This window comes from Paraburkholderia sp. 22098 (genome assembly GCF_052045935.1).
GTDB classification, from domain to species: Bacteria; Pseudomonadota; Gammaproteobacteria; order Burkholderiales; family Burkholderiaceae; genus Paraburkholderia; species Paraburkholderia caledonica.
Genome location: NZ_JBQEPV010000028.1, coordinates 1 through 18,949, shown reverse-complemented (window position 1 = coordinate 18,949; position 18,949 = coordinate 1). Strand labels below are relative to the sequence as shown.

The 18,949-nt window shown below is 59.7% G+C and carries 11 protein-coding genes and 5 pseudogenes; 5 read left to right on the top strand and 11 right to left on the bottom strand.

The genetic code is table 11. From position 1 onward, the window contains the following. Positions 1 to 110 precede the first annotated feature (110 nt). Positions 111 to 1,106 (top strand): LysR substrate-binding domain-containing protein, encoded by a 996-nt coding sequence (locus tag ACTJLB_RS32290; RefSeq protein WP_408426565.1) that lies wholly within the window; start codon positions 111 to 113, stop codon positions 1,104 to 1,106. Between the two features lie 139 nt (positions 1,107 to 1,245). Here ACTJLB_RS32290 and ACTJLB_RS32285 read toward each other — a convergent pair whose 3' ends face one another. From ACTJLB_RS32285 to ACTJLB_RS32270, 4 genes are all read right to left on the bottom strand, one after another. Further along, positions 1,246 to 1,815 (bottom strand): TetR/AcrR family transcriptional regulator, encoded by a 570-nt coding sequence (locus ACTJLB_RS32285; protein ID WP_408426563.1) that lies wholly within the window; start codon positions 1,813 to 1,815, stop codon positions 1,246 to 1,248. A gap of 396 nt (positions 1,816 to 2,211) precedes the next feature. Next, positions 2,212 to 2,751: a hypothetical protein gene (locus tag ACTJLB_RS32280; RefSeq protein WP_408426560.1), complete on the bottom strand. Its 540-nt coding sequence runs from the start codon at positions 2,749 to 2,751 to the stop codon at positions 2,212 to 2,214. 93 nt (positions 2,752 to 2,844) lie between these two features. Beyond that, positions 2,845 to 3,906 (bottom strand): quinone oxidoreductase family protein, encoded by a 1,062-nt coding sequence (locus ACTJLB_RS32275; protein ID WP_440785652.1) that lies wholly within the window; start codon positions 3,904 to 3,906, stop codon positions 2,845 to 2,847. Next, a complete protein-coding gene (locus tag ACTJLB_RS32270) occupies positions 3,840 to 5,048 on the bottom strand; it encodes an MFS transporter (RefSeq protein ID WP_408426554.1) in 1,209 nt (402 codons plus the stop codon). The genes ACTJLB_RS32275 and ACTJLB_RS32270 overlap by 67 nt, the downstream gene beginning before the upstream one ends. Before the next feature lie 158 nt (positions 5,049 to 5,206). Between ACTJLB_RS32270 and ACTJLB_RS32265 the strand changes: the two genes are divergently transcribed. After that, complete coding sequence (locus ACTJLB_RS32265; protein WP_408426551.1) at positions 5,207 to 6,073, top strand: LysR family transcriptional regulator; 867 nt, start codon at positions 5,207 to 5,209, stop codon at positions 6,071 to 6,073. 411 nt (positions 6,074 to 6,484) lie between these two features. Here the strand turns inward: ACTJLB_RS32265 and ACTJLB_RS32260 are convergent. Both ACTJLB_RS32260 and ACTJLB_RS32255 read right to left on the bottom strand, forming a co-directional pair. After that, a pseudogene (locus ACTJLB_RS32260) lies at positions 6,485 to 7,260 on the bottom strand (SDR family NAD(P)-dependent oxidoreductase). Positions 7,261 to 8,039: 779 nt separating this feature from the next. Then, positions 8,040 to 9,215 carry a tyrosine-type recombinase/integrase gene (locus ACTJLB_RS32255; protein ID WP_440785651.1) on the bottom strand — a complete coding sequence of 392 codons (1,176 nt, stop codon included), beginning with the start codon at positions 9,213 to 9,215 and terminating at the stop codon, positions 8,040 to 8,042. A gap of 170 nt (positions 9,216 to 9,385) precedes the next feature. Here ACTJLB_RS32255 and ACTJLB_RS32250 point away from each other — a divergent pair, with 170 nt between their 5' ends. After that, on the top strand, positions 9,386 to 10,456 hold the full coding sequence (locus ACTJLB_RS32250) for a DNA-binding protein (protein WP_408426545.1): 1,071 nt from the start codon (positions 9,386 to 9,388) through the stop codon (positions 10,454 to 10,456). 167 nt (positions 10,457 to 10,623) lie between these two features. On the opposite strand, the pseudogene ACTJLB_RS32245 reads toward ACTJLB_RS32250, so the two are convergent. The 4 genes and pseudogenes from ACTJLB_RS32245 to ACTJLB_RS32230 all read right to left on the bottom strand — a co-directional run. Then, a pseudogene (locus tag ACTJLB_RS32245) lies at positions 10,624 to 11,544 on the bottom strand (VIT1/CCC1 transporter family protein); the annotation flags it as partial. A gap of 558 nt (positions 11,545 to 12,102) precedes the next feature. Beyond that, positions 12,103 to 12,791 (bottom strand): annotated as a pseudogene (locus tag ACTJLB_RS32240) (IS6 family transposase). 57 nt (positions 12,792 to 12,848) lie between these two features. Further along, a pseudogene (locus tag ACTJLB_RS32235) lies at positions 12,849 to 13,317 on the bottom strand (IS66 family transposase zinc-finger binding domain-containing protein); the annotation flags it as partial. Between the two features lie 780 nt (positions 13,318 to 14,097). After that, positions 14,098 to 14,310 (bottom strand): hypothetical protein, encoded by a 213-nt coding sequence (locus ACTJLB_RS32230; protein WP_440785650.1) that lies wholly within the window; start codon positions 14,308 to 14,310, stop codon positions 14,098 to 14,100. Between the two features lie 302 nt (positions 14,311 to 14,612). Here ACTJLB_RS32230 and ACTJLB_RS32225 point away from each other — a divergent pair, with 302 nt between their 5' ends. Continuing rightward, complete coding sequence (locus tag ACTJLB_RS32225) at positions 14,613 to 16,802, top strand: hypothetical protein (protein WP_440785649.1); 2,190 nt, start codon at positions 14,613 to 14,615, stop codon at positions 16,800 to 16,802. A gap of 973 nt (positions 16,803 to 17,775) precedes the next feature. On the opposite strand, the gene ACTJLB_RS32220 is transcribed toward ACTJLB_RS32225, so the two are convergent. Then, positions 17,776 to 18,060 (bottom strand): hypothetical protein, encoded by a 285-nt coding sequence (locus ACTJLB_RS32220; protein WP_440785648.1) that lies wholly within the window; start codon positions 18,058 to 18,060, stop codon positions 17,776 to 17,778. Positions 18,061 to 18,267: 207 nt separating this feature from the next. Here ACTJLB_RS32220 and ACTJLB_RS32215 point away from each other — a divergent pair. After that, positions 18,268 to 18,831, top strand: a pseudogene (locus tag ACTJLB_RS32215) (phage integrase N-terminal SAM-like domain-containing protein); the annotation flags it as partial. Between the last annotated feature and the right edge of the window lie 118 nt (positions 18,832 to 18,949).

Here is an 18,949-nt window from a genome sequence, read left to right as displayed (position 1 = left end):
ATCGAGCCGGGGTATTCAGAACGTTTGTCTCAGCACCGCTGAGAACGACTTGTTGCTGTGCTCTGCCTTGTGCCGGTTCCAGGACGGCGCAAGGCAGCAAGTGAGACGATATGGACCGGTTTCAGTCAATGCAGGTCTTTGCCAAGGTGGTTGAGCTGAACAGCTTTGCCAAAGCGGCGGACGCCCTTCGACTTCCGCGCTCGACGGTGTCGATCATCGTGGGGAAGCTCGAAGCATATCTTCGGATTCGCCTGATGCAGCGAACGACCCGGCGCCTCAGCCTGACTCCGGAAGGCGCGGACTACTATCGGGACTGCATCCGGATTCTGGCCGAGATCGATGAGGCGGAAGATCTGTTTTCGAGCGCACCAAACAGACCACGAGGGAGACTCCACCTGCAGATGCCGACGACGCTCGGGAGACTTGTGGTCGTGCCTCGCCTGGATGATTTCCGCGAACAGTTCCCCGATATCGAACTGGTGATCGCGCTGGATGATGGACAGCATCACCCAACCCACGAGTCCGTGGAGTGCGCTATCCGTTTCGAGGAACCTGATGACGGGAATGGTGTGAGGCGCAGACTTGGCGACGTGCCGCTGCTTACGGCATGCAGTCCCGACTATCTTCGCCGGTACGGCGAACCTCAACGGGTCGAGGATCTCCAGCAGCACCGTTCGGTGCAATGCTTCTCGCGACGCTCCAAAAAGGTCACCAACTTCATGTTCGACATCAACGGCGATGCAGTTGAAGTCGGGATGTCTGCAACGCTTGCTATCAGCGATGAAGAGGCCTGTGGGATATGCAGTGCTCGTGGCGCAGGGTTGGTGCAGGCTCCCCGGTTCGTACTCGCAAAGTACATGGAGTCAGGCGAACTCGTTGAAGTGCTCTCAAAATGGCGACCACGGCCGATTCCGGTTATAGCCGTTTATCCGCGCAATCGGCACGTTTCGCTTAGAGCCCGCGTCTTCGTCGAGTGGGTTGCCGAGCTGTTCGAAAAATGTCCGCTGCTGTCGAGTGCGAGTGACCCCGAGCCGAAGGATCAGCCCTCCACCGGCAATCGCGTCAACCCGGTGGTTACCGCTGAGCGGCTTATAGCATGCGGGTAACGGCAGCAGATCTGTAAGAGCGGGACAGAGTAGTTCCTGTCATCGACGGCGAACTCGATTGCACGCCTGCGGCTGCCTACCGATGACGTTTCGCACGATGGTCCGGCAATGGAGAAGAACACCTGAGGTGAAGCAGGAGTCATTGCAGCACTGCTTTCTTGGCTTCACGCAGAATCGCCGCTGAGAGCTGCTCGTCGTTGACCATACGCGACATGGTCAGTGCGCCCATCATGGTCGACAGTATGACGAGCGCCTTCTTTCTTGCAGCGGCACGTGGAAGTTCGGGAAGACGGTTCGCGATTAAGTCGACCAGCTTCAGGATGCCCTCCGTCGTCGCGTCGCGAACCTCGTCGCTGGCGCGAGCCAGTTCGCTCGCGAGCGCAACGAAAGGGCAGCCGCCGCCCGGATCGTCGCGGTGTCCGGCAGAAAGATAGTCGCTGATTGCCGCATTCAGACCGGGCGTGCCGGCCGAGCGCGACAGGGAAGACTCCATGGTTTCGCGCAGCGAGTCGGCGGCCAGTTGCAACGACTCAAGCACCACCTGTTCCTTCGATGCAAAATGCTTGTAGAAACCGCCGTGCGTGAGACCAGCCTGCGCCATCAGATCGGCGAGTGCGGTGCCTTCAATGCCGCTTTCCCTGAAGCGGCTGGACGCAGCTTCGAGAATGCGTTGGCGGGTTTCGGCCGTCTCCTGTCTGGACTTTCTCATGGGATCAATGATGTACCGAAATTTTAGATTTTATACAACATCTCGATTTCGGTCGCAAGTCGGAAAGACACTGATGGCATCGGGGACGAAGCGGCAGGGTAGCGGAAGGGGCGTTGGGAGTTCAATGGGAGGCCGCCGCGTTGAATGCGGCTGTTCTCGACGAGCATGCGCAACGGTTTCCGGATCGCACGCATCCGCCTTGCCGGCACAGACTGGATCGCTAGCGTGACGGGATCGTTCGCGTCTGGCACAGCTTTCTCTGCGCGCGTTGTCGCGTCGCCGTGTCGGGTCGATCGCTCACGTTCTCAGCCGTTGAGGTCTTTTCTTATCACCGATCTTTTTGTGCTCTGGCCGTCGTAACACCGCACGTCTGCGCACAGGTAGAGGGAGAGCCAGTTAGGGGGAGGGCACAGGCAGTATGATCTCCGACGCGATTCTCCACTGGCTGTCTACATTCAGCCATTCGATGATCATGATGAACGGACGCGGAGATGGATCCTGACCACCGTAGCTAACGGCAATTTTCATCGGAGCATAGCTCTGGGCAACTGTTGAAGAGATGCCGACGACCCTTACTTTCGCCCAGTCAGGATACAGGGTGAGTGTGCCGGCAGCGTATATGCCTTGAAGCTTCCGGGCAACCGCGACCGGGCCCCAGAACCCTGCCCAGCTTCCCTCGGCCGCGTCGACGCTTTTAGCGACTAGCAGTGCTGACGGCGAGTCCCAGAACATCTGTTCAATTGCTCGAGCGTCGTGTCGGTTCGCCGCCGTCGTCAACTGGCGGAAGCGGTCCTTTACATCTTCAAGAGATCTTTCGGAAAGGGGAAGCGCAGAAGCAACGCTTGCAGCCGATATGTCCTTCTCTGCACCTTGGGACGGGCCGGTGCAGATCCACAAGCCAGCAAGCGCAGCTGCAGCGATATAGGTTCGTTTCATAGGGAATCCCGAGATCAAGAATGTTTCACCCATCACGTTTAACGACGGATGACAATGAAGCGATTTGTCGAAACCGGTGCCGCGGTGGAACTTTCAATATCTCGGATCGAGGACGATGACGCCTTGGGCTTCCCGGCGTTCGAGCATGGCGTGCGCGTCTGCGGTGCGACTGAGCGGAAGCGTTGCCCCGACGCTGGGTCGAATCAGGCCGTTATCAACGCCGTCTTTAAGGAAGCGCAAACCACGCTGGACAAGATCGGGACGCTGAAAAAACGATGGCAGATAGACCCCGGTCAGCGTCTGTGCCCTTGCCATTAACCGGCGGGGCGCTAGCGGTTCGCCGGGGCCGCGCGTGGAGCCAATTACAACGCATCGACCTAGCATGCCGAGGCATGCGAAGTTTTGATCGAACACGTCGCCTCCAATTGTTTCGAGGATGACATCGACGCCCTTTCCGCCGGTAAGGCTCAGGACGGATTCCGGCCAGTGCGGCGAGTCGTAGGCAATAGCATGGTCGGCGCCAACGTTGCGCACGAAGGCGCGACGGGCATCTGTACTCGCTGTGCCGATTACCGTGCCCGCACCCAGCACTCTTGCAATCTGAACCGCGAGGCTGCCGACGCCACCGCTCGCACCGTGGACAAGCACGCTTTCGCCCGGCCGTAGCACGGTGCACACCTGCAAAGCGAGAAACGCAGTAACCCCCTGACAAGGCAGGCTCGCCATGGCGATGTCGTCTGCGTCCTCGCCGAGCTCGACTATCAGATCCGCGCGGGCCACTGTCGTTTGTGCGTATGCTCCTTTAGGCATCAACGCCATTACCTTGCGTCCGGTCAAGTGACCGTCCGTTTCTGTACCGGTGCGCAGTACGCGGCCGACCACCTGCAGGCCGCCAACCTGAGGTAGCGTCACACCGCCGACACGCGTCTCTGCCCGGTTATAAACGCCTTGGCGCTCCCGGATATCCGGAAAGTTGACGCCGATCGCACTGGTCTCGATCAACACTTCGCCGGGGCCCGGCTCGGGTTCCGGCAAATCGACGTATTCAAGAACTTCGGGGCCTCCGAACGTCCGGTATTGAATGGCTTTCATGACAGATCTCTTCCAATGAGGGAAACATTTCGCGCGGCCCGCGCAAGGTCCGATCTGGCCCATGCGGCGACACAGAGTTGTCCTGACAGGGCCAGTACGATGAGGCCCGTGGATAACAAAGGTAGTTGAGTAAGGCGCACGCCAGCGGCGAGAGCGATTCCACCAAGTGCTGCGCCAGCAGCGCTACCGAGGTAGTGAGCGGAACTCTGTAAAGCGACCACGATGCCTCCCTTATCCGGATGCAATGAGAGCAATCGATGTTGCTGTGGAGCTTGGGAAGACCATGCAGCGGCGCCCCAGGCGCCGAACAGGACGAGAGCCAGGGGTCGATGTACCACCGCCGTTCCCAGTAGTGTGAAGACGGCGAGCATGAGAACGAGCACGAGCGACATCATCGATTCTGGACGACCGGTGGCGTCGATCAGCGTCCCGCACAAATAGATGCCGGCCACTCCGCCGAGGCTCCACGCCCACAGGTAGGGCAGCGGATCAGTGACGCCGCTGGTTGAACGCAACAGCGGGGCTGCAAAGGTGTAGAGCCCTATCGACGCGGCAGACGTGACAAAGGAAACAGCAATAGTGGCGGCGACACGCGGATCGGCCAGCACAGAAACGCGTTGGCGAAGCGACGGCGTTGTGGAGGCGGCGGTTTTCGGCATGCGGGATATGACGCCCGCAAGTGCGACCCCGCCTAGCGCCACGATCAACCACAGTGTGCTTCTCCAGCCAAAGTGGACGGCGATAACCAGACCGCTGGGTACGCCCACGGCCGTGCCCAGCGCAAGTCCGCCCACAACCAGGCCAAGCGCCCGGCCGCGTCGTTCCGCAGACACCATACTCGCAGCCGTGGCAAAGGCGGTTGGGCTATAAAGACCCGCACCAACCCCAGCTAGCGCGCGCGACAGCAGCAAAATCGGGAAACTGGTGGCAATTGCGCTTAGCGTGTTGGCCAATATGAAGAGAATCAGCGCTGCGCCCAGCACGCGGCGTACGGGCTTGCCTGCGGTCAGCGTGCCGAAGAAAGGCGCTGCAATTGCGTAGCACGCGGTGAAAACTGTCACCGTTTGCCCAGCCACGGCTGCAGGCACATCGAAGCTGGATGCGATGCCGGGGAGCAGGCCCGCCATGATGTAGGCGTCAATGCCAAGCGCAAACGTACCGAGACAAAGGGGAACAATCCTGATCAACACGGTTCCTTGAAACATGGGACTCTCCTACCGTTGTCAGGGGACGAACGGCAATGCGCCGATGCACTCAACCCCTCGGGCACGATAAGATGTCAATCGACATGCAAAAAAATAGCACTGATATCCCACGCCAGGAACCCGGAAGGAATTCACATAACTTGTGAGAATTTGCACCAATGTTCGACTGGAATGACATGAGACATTTCATCGCCCTTGCGGAGGCTGGCACCCTGTCGGGTGCGGCGCGCAAGCTGCAGGTGGATCACGCGACGGTCGCGCGGCGTATCGCAGCGCTGGAGCACGCGTTGGGAGAAAGGTTGGTGGACCGTCTTGCGAGGCGTTGGCGACTAACCGATGCGGGCCGCGAGGTGGCGCGCGTCGCCGAGGGCATGCAGGCGCAGGCTCATGCATTGGAAAGGGCAGTGCGAAGCCGTAAGACGGGAGCGCGAGCGAGAGTCACTGTGGGTGCACCGCCCGCTTTCGCGAGCGTCTTCCTCGCGCCTCGCTTTGCTGAACTTGTTTTACGGCATCCCGAGATTGAACTGACGCTCCTGGGCACTCAGCCGATGATTTCGCTTAGTAGACAGGAGGCAGATATTGCCGTTCGCCTGACTCAACCTACCGAACCAAGCTATGTTTCCCGCAGAATCGGAAGCGTCCCGTATGGGTTGTATGCAGCCCGGGGCTACATCAGCCGGCCATCGGAGGAATGGCAGTTCATTGCTTATCACGCGGCACTCAATCACGTACCGGAGCAGGTATGGCTGCTTGACTTCGCGGATGGCCGCCGCATTGGTTTCAGGAGCAACGATCTGGTGAGCCAGCTTGCTGCGGTGCGCGAAGGGCTCGGGATCGCCGCGCTGCCTGAATTTTTTGCGGCAGCCGATAAAGGCGTGATAGCGCTGCCTGTGGACACAGAAAAACTGTCGCGTGATATCTATCTTATCGTCCACGAGGACATGCGGCGGCAGGAGGCCGTGCGCCTTGTAATGGATTTCATTGTGGAGAAGTTCGTCAATGACTTTCACAATGGCGACCAGTAAGACCGATAGTTGGCTGCCGCCCGCGATGAAAACTGGTTGCGAAAGCAGTGGGGCTATTCGGCCGCACGTCAGGCGGCGAGATAACGGCGCGGGCCGTCCAAAATAGTTGGGATCGCCGGTTGGGGAGCGGCAATGGTACTCGTGGTAGGTATTGTGGCTTTTCTTGCAGGGCGGTCAGCTGCCTCGGTGTTGTTTGGGTATCCTGATGGTGTGCTCCATTCCGAAAGCGCTAACCTTACGTCGTCTGAGTGCGGGAATATCCGCGAGCGCTTATGGATAGTAGACAGGGTGTCTATCCGCCTCATGCCGAAGCACAATGAGCAAGCGCATTGAATTGACCAGCCGCCAGGCCGGCCTATCGCGGTCAATGAGACTGGTGAACGATAGGGTCCGGCTGATCGAGGGCTGATGTCAAACGATGAAATCGACAACGCCACCGTCGACTCTGAGCGCAGCGCCGGTCGTCGCCGATGCCTGCTTCGAGGCGACATAGACCACCATGTTCGCAACCTCCTCTACCGTTGCGGGTCGCTGGATGATGGAGGTCGGTCGATAGGTTTTCACGAAGTCAATTCCGGCTTCCTCAAAGGACTTGTCGGCTGTGATTTGGTCCTTAAGCATCTCGCCCGCTCCTTCGGTAAAAGTTGGCCCGGGCAGGACCGAATTTACCGTCACGCCGGTGCCTGCCATACGCTTCGCGAGGCCGCGAGCGAGAGCCACGTCCGCCGTCTTGCTAATGCCATAGTGGATCATTTCAACGGGGATGTTGAATGCGGATTCCGAGCCGAGGAAGACGAACGGCCCCATGCTTTTTCTGCCATCCTTGGCAAATAAGCACGGGCGAGTCGCATACCCGCCATGACGTTTGTCTGCCAGTGACGATCCCAGATCTCGTCATCGGTATCAAAAAAATCTTTCGGTTGAAAAATCCCGAGGTTGCTTACGACGATGTCTGGTTCGGGCTCGGCTTCGATCAGGCCATGACAGCCGTCGGCGGTGGCGAGATCGAAGGCGTGACCCCGCGCGCGACCCCCAAGCCGCGCAATGGCCGCATCGATCTTCTGTCTGGTGCGACCGTTGACCACGATGTCGGCCCCGGCGTTATGAAGTGCATGAGCAATCGCAAAACCAATGCCTTCTGTGGAACCGGTAACGAGGGCGATTTTGCCCGAGAGATCTACATTCACTTCGTTTCTCCTATGAGTAATTGTCGTTGCTACGATTCTGGCCGTGCGATGCAGGCGGTTGCGAACGTCAGGGGCGTTCAGATTTCGATGCGAGCGGCCTCGGATTGCTTGCCGGGCGTGGAATAAACGCGTTCTACGCCATCGCCGTTGATTACCCGGACGGCATTCTTTCCGGCGAAGATGAATCTGTTGCGAGACTCACGGGGAAGGCACCCGTGACCGTCGAGTGCCCATGATCCGCAACGCTTCTGCGCGACTATCCATCCTTACGGACGAGAGCTCGGACGCTTGCTTTTGCTCAGGAAGACGCTGGACCGGGTAGCGGCCTGTTTCACCGGCCGCTCCAGCTACCGGTACGAGTTCGGCTCATGACTTTCTTCCCCTCTATGGATGGCGAAGTGACTAGGCTGCGCTGCAGAATGCCGGTTACTTCGTGACTATGTGTAATTGCACATTTAGGAGCGGACGTCGCTGTCGGAGATTCGAATCGAACCTCGTTGCGGGGGCGGACTGCCGATGGCGCTTGATGCCTTCCTCAAACGATATTTGCGCATGCTCGCACGCTTCTTCTGCAAAACTGCGAGATCCTGGCGGGCAGAGCCTTTGCGAACTGTGCGGTGAAAACACGGTGTCGGCCGCGGCGACGTTTCAAGGCGAACAGCCCTGATGTCCGGCTGTTGCGGGGATGAGTTCGCACTCGCCTCTCCGTGTCGCCTTCGCATCAGCGTGAGCTGTTGCGAGACAAGGCGGAAGATCTCGGTGCCGCGTTCGGCCGAGCCTTACCAGCCGATACGGTGCTTTTCCTCGGTCTCCCTGTGGCGCTCTTCGTCGGGCGTGTGCAGGTAGAGGTTCGTGCTCGTCAGCGATGCGTGACGAAGATTGTCCCGCACCGTACGCAGATCGGCGCCACCGTCGGCCATGTGCGATCCGGCGGTGTGGCGCAACCAGTGGGCGGAAGCCTGTTCGAGCAGAGCCGCCTGTCCGGCGAACCCGTCGCCGCGCAGCCGGAGCCGTTCGGCCGCGCCCGCAAAGATATCCTTGACGATCGTGTGCAGCGCGGCGCGGGTGAGAGGCTTCATGGATTTGCCCAGCGGTAGCACGAGCGGCGTATCCTCGTGCCGCGAGGGTAGGGCGGACAGCCCGCGCTCGCGCCGGTAGCGCCCAAGTTCCACCATCATTTCGGCCGAGGCCGGCACCAGCCCTTCCTTGTCTCCCTTGCCCATCACCTCAAGCCACCAGCGCTCGTGACCGTCCGCATCGCGCCGGCAGAAGAAGCATCCCATCTTGTTGCCGCTGACCTCCGAAATGCGCAGGCCGCCGAGATAGAACAGCGTGAACAGCCATCGTGCGCGCAGGTAGCGCTCCCGCTCGCGGGGCGTGTCCTTCGGCAGGCTGTCGATATAGGCCTTCACTTCCTGCCACAGGTCGCGGTCTAGATAGCGCGTGATCCGGGGTTTTGAACGGCGGGCGCGCTGGCGCGACAACGACAGGGGGTTGCCGGCCAGATAGCCGGCTTCGACGAGCCACGCGAACAGCGCGTTGATGATCACCATCGCCTGGTACTGGCTGCTCGGCCGGAGTGTCCGGTAGAGCGGTCGCCAGCGCGGATCATGGCGCGGGTATTTGCGTCCACCATCGGCGACCCAGCGTTCGTGCGGCTGCGGGTTCTGCAGGAATTGGCGGAACAGTTGCAGGTCTTCGTGCGTTAGCGACGACAGCGGTTTGCCCAGCTGCACGATCGCCCACAGCAGCAGGCGTTCGGCTTCCTTGCGGTAATTCTCAAAAGTGGTCTTCTTGTCGGCAACCCGCGCGAGCCACGCACGCACTGCGGCGAGGTCGTCACGGGCCGCGATCTGCGCGTGGCCGCGCGCGCGGTTGGTCCCGTCGCGGCCGTCGAGGTCGGCGGGCAGTTCGAGCACGTCGAGCGGGCGTGGGGCGATGAGCGCGGTTTTCACGGGCAGTGGACCGAGGAGTTGGCGGGGTTCAGGTGTCACGCGGTGATTGTGGCATCACCGCGACAGAATTTCAACATTATAGGATTAATGTCAAATTATTAGCCTGCATAAATTGGATATCAGGCGTTTTACGTTGTATTATTTATCGATCGAAACATCCTTCCGTCTCCATGTCAGACGATCTGCACGCACTCCCGTCCGATGACGCCCGCCTCGCGGCCGAGATCGGGCGGCTGAAGGCCGCCTTCCCGAAAACCCGCGAGCTGTACCGCGAGGTGTGCGCGCTGCTGTTCTTCCGTTTCGGGCAGACGCCGACCGCGAACCGTCTTTATCAACTGGTCAAGCGCGGCAGCATGGGCACACCCGCGGCCGTGCTCAGCGAGTTCTGGGCGGAGCTGCGCGACAAGAGCCGGGTGCGCATCGAACACCCGGACCTGCCGGCGGATCTCGGTGCCGCGGCGGGGGAGCTGGTCGCGACGCTGTGGACCCGCGCGACGGCGTCGGCGCAGGCGGAGCTTGACGCGTTGCGGGCGGAAGTGGAGTCGCAGCGGTCGGAAGCGGAGCAGCGCGTCGTGGCGGCGCGGGATGAACTGGCCCGCACGGAAACCGCACTTGAGCAGCGCACCGCGGCGTTGCTGGCCGCGCAGGTCGAGGTCCGCGAACTGGAGAAGGCGCAGGCGGAAGGGCACGCGGCGCGGCAGGCGCTCGAAGCCGAGGTGAGCCGGCTGAAGACTGAGGCGGCGGCGCGCGACCGTGAACTTGACATGGTGCGGGAGGGGTTTTCGCGGGACCTGGAGAAACTCCGCGAGACAGCCGAGCGCGCGGACGAGCGCCTGCGGGCCACTGAAAAGCGCGCACTGATCGAGATCGACCGCGAGCGCGGCACCGCCGCAAAGCTGCAGAAGGAAGTTGGTGAGGCGACGAAGCGAGCCGACCGGCGCGAGGCAGAGCATCACCGTGCGGTCGAGGCACTGCAGGCACAACTTGGTGACGCCCGCCACCAGGCGGGCGTGCTGCAGGGGCGGCTCGATGCCGTGCAGGTCGCGCATGCTTTGCTGCAGGACCAGATGGCGGAACAACGCAGGGCCGACGCGGACCGCTCGAGTCAAGTCCGGGCGAAGAGCGCGATTGCACGTTCAACTGCGGCACGTCCGGCGCGCACGCCCGGGCCGGCACGTAAGGTCGCGGTTGCGTCAGCGCCATCCCGCAAGACGGCGGCGAGCCGGAAGAAGCGAGGCTAGGTGTGCTGGAGCCAAAACCTCGCGTGCGGCAAGTGGGGTCCAGCCGAGCTGGGCGCAAGGCGTCAGCGCGCCGATCGGCGCGCTGACGCGCTATGGCGAGCGGGACCGTGCGCGTGATCGCCGGAGCGAGCGGCCGGCGGGTGATCATTGAGTTGGTGGGCGAGGATGAAAGCAGCGGCGATAAGCCCAATGGCGACCTGGCGCAATGCGGAGAAAGCCGCGCTTCGTCCATTGAACAGTGACGTAAAGACTCCGATGGATGCAAGAGCGAGCGCGCTCAGGACGATGCACTGCGCGATAGCGTCGAATCCATTTGTCCACAAGAACGGCATCACCGGGAAAATGGCGCCGACCGAGAACAGGCAAAAGGAGACACCAGCAGCCGACCACGGATTCCCGCCCAGCTCCGCCGGGTCCAGTCCGAGCTCCTCCCGTGTCAACGTATCAAGAGCCTTGTCCTTGTCGCGCATCATCTGCGATGCGACGCGCTTCGCTTCGCCGGCTTCAAGACCCTTGGCGCGATAAATCAGCGCCAACTCGTGCTCCTCTGCCTCGGGCGACATCTCCAGCTCGTCGGCTTCTTTCGCAATCTGGGTGCTGGCCAGTTCACGCGCGTTTGTCACCGAAAGCCATTCACCCAGCGCCATCGAACACGCGCCGGCTATCAGCCCGGCCAGCCCTGTCAGGAGGATTGCCTTGTTCCCCGTGCCCGCACCCGAGATGCCCATAATCAGACAGAAGTTCGAAACAAGGCCGTCGTTCGCGCCGAGTACCGCGGCCCGCAGGTCGTTTCCCGATGACACCCCCTTGTGCCATGACTCCGCAGCGGCAATCCGCGCGCCTTGAGACATGTCCGGGTCGCCACCATGCGCTAGTGTCTGGACCACTGCAGCATGGTGATGCTCGTCAGCCGACATGCGCCCCGCGTCCGGTTGCCCATGATACTTGTTCCGGTCTGCGTACTCGGCCGCAGCAAGTGTGGGCAAGACGAAGCCCGCGCCGAAAAACCGAACCAGTGTCTTCATCAGACGTGTTTTGAGCGCCTGGCCGGTTCCCTTAGTAGGAACCCCGTTGGCTTTGAGCTTCTCAGGACGACGTCGCGCGGCGGTTTTGCATGTCGAGGTCAACCCTCTTCAACAGTCTCTCGAATAGCGCCTCGTCCGCCTCGGAAATCGGAGCCGCGCGTGAGTCCAGTGCACCGGAGCGCTCTACCTCTACGCAAACGACAATGTCTCGTGCGTTTGGCATTCTCGTATTTTTGCGCGGTCTGTATTGAAGTCAATATATCTTGGCGCGCATCTCGGGCTCGGCCCACAGGTCGCTTACCGTTTCAATTCGACCCTCGAACACAAACCGAACCCACATTTTCTTCTGCCCCACGGTTGGGTCGGTCATTACCTCTGCGAGCGCCAGGAGTATGAACGGGACGTCATTCTGGCCAACTCCTTGTAGGACCATAGGTGCAGCAGGTCTGCAACCGCTATGAGGTTGACGAACCGTTCAATGGACAGCGTTCTCACCTGCTGAGCCATGACGGTGAAATGGGTCTGCCATCGCGCAATAAGAGCGGCGCGCTTGTGGCTTTCAATTTGGTTTTGTCGCGGTAAGAGCACGATGCGAACAAACGGCTGTTTAAGTAGGACTGCTTATGCCGCCAGTGAGTAGAACTGCTCGGCACGAGTGTATCCGAGGCCACGGACTTGAATTTGGCCCTTGGCGATCATATGCATGAGCTCGATGCCGCTCAACAGAATCCGGGCGCAACGAAAATTCTTGAAGCCAAGCATAGGCCGCGTGCGTCGCTTGATCGCCCGATGATCTTGCTCGACAACATTGTTCAAATACTTGTTCTGGCGAATCTTGATCGGTGTTTGCCGCTCCTCGTTGAGAGCATCCAGCGCGGCCAGATTCGCACCGCTTTTATCGATTGTCACCGTCTCGGGTTCGCCGTTTTGCTCGATTGACTTTTCGAAGTAGCGCCGCGCCGCGGCCTTGTCGCGATGGGCACGCAGCAGAGAATCCACCGTGTTACCCTCTTTGTCGACTGCGCGGTACAGATACTTCCACTGGCCTCGGACCTTGATATACGATTCATCCATTCGCCAGCTCCGGCCGACGGCTTTCTTGTGGCGGCGGAAGGCCTTCTCCAGGACCGGCAACACCTTGATGGCCCAGCGGTGCACAGTTGAATGATTCCGCGTTCCGCCATCATCTCTTCCAGGTGTCGAAGGCTCAGCGGATACGCCACATACCAGTGCACGCACGTCAGGATCACGTCGAGTGGATAGTGCAAACGCTTGAGCACTCGTGCCAAGGCTGGATTGAGAGTCGTCATCAAGCGTCCGATCGTTCGTATTGTCAGAGTGCATGATACCCGGCGCTTACTGCGACAAAGCCATCCGGGACCGGGCATGCCGCGATCGATTGGCCGATTGGGTGCAGCCGCCTGCACGATGCAGTCGCAACACGTACAGGCCTTCTTGGGTCGTCGGACGAATCACTCGCCAATGTCCCGGTACATAGTCGAGTTGCTCGGAAACGTCCTCGCCGAGGTCGCCAAGCGCGCCGCCGCATTGTGGACAGCACGCGTCCTCGGGCTGGTGTACAACGTCTTCGCGCGGCAGATGTTCGGGAAGTGGCTTGCGTCCTGTCGGCTTGCCGGTTTCTGGGCGGGGCCTCGTTGGTGCGTCGACCGTCGCGGCGCCATCGTCGGTCTGCAGGTCCTCGAGACGCAATTCCGGTTGCTCGATCTGGCGATCAATCTTCTCCGACTTGCGCCCGAACTGCATGCGCTGGAGCTTCACGATCCACAGCTTCAGGTGCTCGATCTCGATTCTCCGACTCGGCCACCACTGCCGAAGGATGCCTCGTTTGTTTGATCGTCGTGAAACTCTAGCTCAGGTCGAAGCGCGCCCTGAGCGCGAACTGCCTCAACGTTCCCTGCGCACGGACGGAACAGTGCGCAGCAGCCCTGCGTACGGCTTCCCCCATCGCGAGCCCTCGCGTTCGCTGCAGCGCTTGGAGGTGAAGCTGGAATGTTCCAACTTCACTGCGGCTCCGCTTCAGCGATCAGAAGGCTATCCTAAGGTCGCTTTGACGGAAGATCTGACCGTGGTTGATTGGGTATCGTTAAATTACGCCATTATTTAGACCTAACTTGCAACCGCCTAATCGTTATCTATTCTTGATTTAAAGATAGCGTCCTCCGCAGTGGCGGCCCCAACGCTCGTCGCGACCGCTCCTCACGCTTCTACGATCCACTGCTGCACAGAAGCACGCCAGCCGTGGACCATATCGCTAAAACGGCAGGAGATATCGTGACGCACAGATGACGGTCATCACTGCACAGATAGCAAGTTTCTCGGCGCCGTGAGGGGAAGTTTCCATGGTTGCCTACCGATTTGGAAACCACCCACCGAAGCAAGACTGCCGTACGCTTCGCTCGAAGAGTTATCTGACTGCAGCGTTTGGCCCGCCACCAGCCTCCTACGATGTGCTTCCCTCGGTCTACGAGAAGCTGGACACATCTGATCCCGCGACCCTGTTCCCCATGGACGGGAACGATTCATTGGGGGACTGCACAATCGCAGCTATGGCTCATGCGATTACCGTTTATCGCGGTCTGATCGGCACGAAAAGGATCATGGTGAGGTGACTACTGGCGCCAGAAGGCTGTCGACGGCGACAAAATCCTGGCCGATGCCAGCATCGACGTCAAGAATCGCACTCAGATCCAGCAAGTAGTCCAGCTTTTCTGGCGGCTCTATATCGGGTTTAACGTTCAAGAGAACTGCATTCAGGAATTCGATAATCGCCAACCTTGGACACCGGGTCCACTTACGCAGGATGGCCATGCGGTATTCGTCGTGGGGGTATGACTCTACCGGTGTAAATGTGCTCACTTGGGGAAACACCCAGAGAGGGACTTGAGCACCCTAAGTCCTAGGGACATCATGCAGCATTCTCTCGCTATGGGCGCTGCCACGCCATAAACAAAAATTACAACCATTAGCAGTCGTTGCACCTATTTTTATAACGTTGCGCCGACATATAGGAACCCTAAATTTAAGGAATGGTCGTACGGCTAATTCCTGCCCGGGCAGATCGTTTAGAACGTCCGGGGGCGTCTTCGTGCTTGCACTTGGAGAAGAAAGCCATGAAAGCAAACCCAGCGAAAAGGTTTTTTGTACGCGTCAAAGTTTTTGGTTCGCTGATGTTGGCGGCCGCCGGCATTGTCCTCACACCCCCTGCTTTCATAAGCGCAATCGAAGCGGTGGCGGTCGGTGCCGCGTTGACAGGCACTGCGTACGCGGCGTCACCACCCCCATACCACAATCGGCATCGGAACGATCACTGGGGACACTTTCGTGACCGCGGCGGGCACCATGGACACGATGAGGACCGCAACCCTGCGGCCATTATCCTCGCCGAAGCGGCATCCTCACCATGGGACGATGGGAGGACAGTCGGAGCGCAGCTGCAACTGCAGAACTTGGGCGAGGACGATGCGCGCGACGTCCGTGTAACGCGCATAATTATCGACGGAGGGTCATATGTTGGCCCAGAAACGTTGCCATTGTCGCTGGGCAACTTAGAGCCCGAGGAAGACGTAGTTTTCAACGCGATTCTCAACCTAGCGCCAATCAACGGTACAAAGCATATGCTGACGGTCGAGGGCACATTTTTGACCGGTCAACACCGGCGACCTTTTAAGGCCAATGGCAATATCAGTCCTACAACCGCGCCTCCGGGTCCGTTCAACGGTCAGACAGGGCAAACAGTAAAAGTGAGCCCGTCCAAAGCAATCTATCCACCCGCTCCGCCGCCTGCCACTTTCGGCCCCAATGCAGAGTCACCTGTCTTTGTACCGCTAGGCCCGGCAAGACAGATTTTCCCACCGACACCGACGGGGACTAGCCTCGGCACGAGCGCTGGAAGCGCTTTTGTACAGATACCGCGCAACACGACAAGCCTGACTAACGCCGGATTCCCGCCAGACCCTAACGCGGCTGCGGCTGCAACGAACGGGGTCGTATTGTCCACCTATAACACAGGTATAAGCTATTCCACGAATGGAGGCGCATCGTTCACAGACATCAACTTGTTCGCGGCGCAGCCTGGTAATCCCGCCCGTACCTCGTTTTTCCCGCAGAGCGACGGTGGCTTATGCTGCGACCAAGTCGTTATTTACCTCCCCACACAAGATCTTTTCGTTTGGCTCTTGCAGTATCAACCCCTGGTCAACGCAACAGGTACTGCGATAACAAACCCTAATCGGTTGCGAGTAGCATGGGCCACGCCGGCCGCGATCGCAGCAGACTTTTACAACGCATGGACCTACGCAGACTTGACAGGCAACAGCGTAACCGGTGTTGGAGACGGTTTGGGCACAGCTAACAACGAATGGCTGGACTATCCGGATCTCGCTTGGTCGGACCGATTCTTATATGTGGGAGTAGACCACGGTTTGACCACGCCCGGACGGGTCTATACGGGGAGACGTATTGTCGCAAGACTGAGCCTTGCAGACATGGCGAATGCAGCAGCGAGTGTGATCCACTATGACCGTGCGGAACTGACAAATTCCAACGGGTTGAACAAGGCGCACTTCATCCAGAACGCACCCGGTCGTATGGTAGTGGGATCGCTTGACAACAGCAGCACGATGCGCATTTTTACATGGGCCGATGGTGCGAGCACTATTCCGTCCCCAACCACGGTCGGCATAACCACCATCCCACAAGGCGCAAATTACACTTCCACCGCACCAGATGGTACAGATTGGCTGGCCGTTTCATTTCCCGGCAACATCACCGGCGGCACGTTTCGCAACCTCGAATCGCGGGAGGAATATCTATTCGCCGTCGATGCCGGGGCGAACTCGGGTGGCAGCAGACCAAACGCCTACGTACGAATAGAGACGGTCACCCCGACATCGGCGGGGAGCACCAGCTACCAGGCGGCTGCGGAGTATGACATCTGGAACAACGATTATGCCTACGCTATGGCGTCGCTCGGAAGCGACGGCAGTGAGATAGGGATCACTGTGGCGGTCGGCGGCGGATCAGTCGTCGGTTATCCTCAAGAAGCAGTGGGTTACCGCAATGACTTCGTGGTTTATCAAGTGACGAACAGCAACGCAACGCAGACAAGCGCTAGCGGATCTCGCTTTGGCGATTACTTTGGTACTCGGCTCATTCCGGGCGACGGACTATTTTTCGCTACTGAGGTATACGACGTGTTACTCACGCCCGGATCGGCAAGTGGAAGCACCTGTCTATCAGCCGGCTGCTCCGCCCGCCCCCGGTACGTCCAATTTGGAAGACCCCCAGTCGTGATCAAGTGATTGTTGAGTTCCGCGCAGTCGCCGGGCGGACAACCTGCCAGCTTTTTATGGAGCGGGTAAGCCGTCCGCGATCGACGCCGAAGGATTCAATAGACGGCATCTCTCCTGCATGGCCGACACAGCCGCAAATCGGCGAGGGCCACGTGCGGTTCATTTAGCGGGCGGCGCAAGGAGCACTCCGAGTGATAATTTGAGGCAGACGCCACGGCAACAGGTCGGCGACACGGTTGGGTGGGAGGTCCGAACGTACGATTGTAAAATTACGGCGTGAGGTACAAGCGGAGGGAGGCTAGAAACCCCAAAGCGCGCAAACAAGGACAACGTCGTTCGCGATTGCCTGGCCATGCCGAGGTCCGAGTACGAGAAAATGGCACCGGCTTAAACGGAAGTGCCTGACGGTCGCAATCTCTATCAAAGAGTGAACTCCTGCGCGCGGGGCTGCTCATGCTCGAATCAGCAGCATCGAAGCGGCTGCTGGCTGCAGTCCGGGCAGTGGAGGGGGTGAAGACGGGACGCCCCACGAAAGCCTGAGCCGGCTTTTGCTATCGCGGCTTGAGCTGGTCGCACTCATCACAGGTCATTCTTTTCAGCGCGCTCCGCGTCGACAATGCAAACCAGACGACGTTCACCAATATTGTGTAGCACCGCTGGCGGCAGCATCTTCTCAACGAAAGATGCCGCTTTAGCACTGCCCGAGCGCAAGGTCGGGCCGTCGTCTAAGGTGTTCTCCTGGCGATATTTTGCAATGCCCCTGCGCCCCCAGGGCTCATTGGCAACCTAAGACATTCCCTCTCGAAAAGTACGCGAGACGTATTGGGCCAGAAATGCGCTGAGATCGGCTCGACTGGGACGCGTGCCCCATGTGCTGTCCGCTGTCTGAAAGCAAGCAGCCGCTTGAGCGGTCGTACAACGGTCATCCCGAGCGACAACTACTGGCCGCACTGCGTCGCACGACCGAAGACGACGGTCACTCTCACTTTAAGCACGCGGCTTGCCGTTCATACATAGCTTGCGAATAGGGAAGGAGATCGTCGTCGTAACGGGAGCTGTATTTTCCGTAGCCGACGAACTCGTAGTAAATGTTCATCGTCTGAATATGTGACGATGCCCAGAACGTCCATACCCATTCACTGCCTGGCTCGTTAAGGCTCCGAGCGGCGTCTCCGTCCGGCCCATGCGGGATGCATGCGGGAAGATAGTTGCCGCGCCCGTCCGGGCAATACCAAACTTCATGAAGGTAACCTAGCGCCTTCGTCATCCAATACCGCCTTTGTGACTTTTTCTTTGGGTGCGCGAATTGTCGACGATTGTCCGGAAGACGTCGAGTGGCCGAAATTGGCCGACGGACTAAACCGCTCGCGCGGTAGGGGCTGCGATCCGACGCTGGAGGTGAAGGTCACGCCGGTCACGCGGTTTATGTTGGCGAACGAGGCAATCCGCCTCGCTCTTCAACAGGAGCCGAATCATGACCTCCTTACCGGCAAACGTCAGCCCATTGCGCCAACGCATGATCGACGACATGCGCATGCGCCAGCTAGCCCCCAGGACGCAGGACATCTATTTGCACATCGTGCGTGAGTTCGCCCGGTTTCTCGGGCCCTCAACTGACACGGCCACCGTCGAGGACCTGCGCCGCTACCAGCTCTATCTGGTCGATCACGGCACATCGGCCGTGTCGCTGAACCACGCGATCACCGGCCTGAAGTTCTTCTTCACGGTCACGCTCGACCGGCCCGAGGTGATAGTCAGGATGCAACCGGTGCGCGTTCCCCGCATATTGACCGTCGTGCTCAGTCCCGACGAAGTGCGGCGGCTGATCGAGGCAGCCGGCAACCTCAAGCACCAGACTGCGCTGTCGGTCGCCTACGGCGCCGGGCTGCGCGCGAGTGAAGTCGTAGCGCTGAAGGTCACCGACGTCGACAGCGAACGCATGACACTGCGTATCGAGCAGGGCAGGGGCCGCCGCGACCGCTACGCCATGCTCTCGCCGGTGCTGCTCGAGCGTTTGCGCGTATGGTGGCGCATGGCTGCGGATTTCGGTGATGGTGATCAGTCGTTTCGGCGAACGTGATCGGTCTGGATGGTGGTGTTGCGCGGTCAATGGATTATAGCGACGGTGATCACGATCAGGCGTCAGCGGTTTCGGT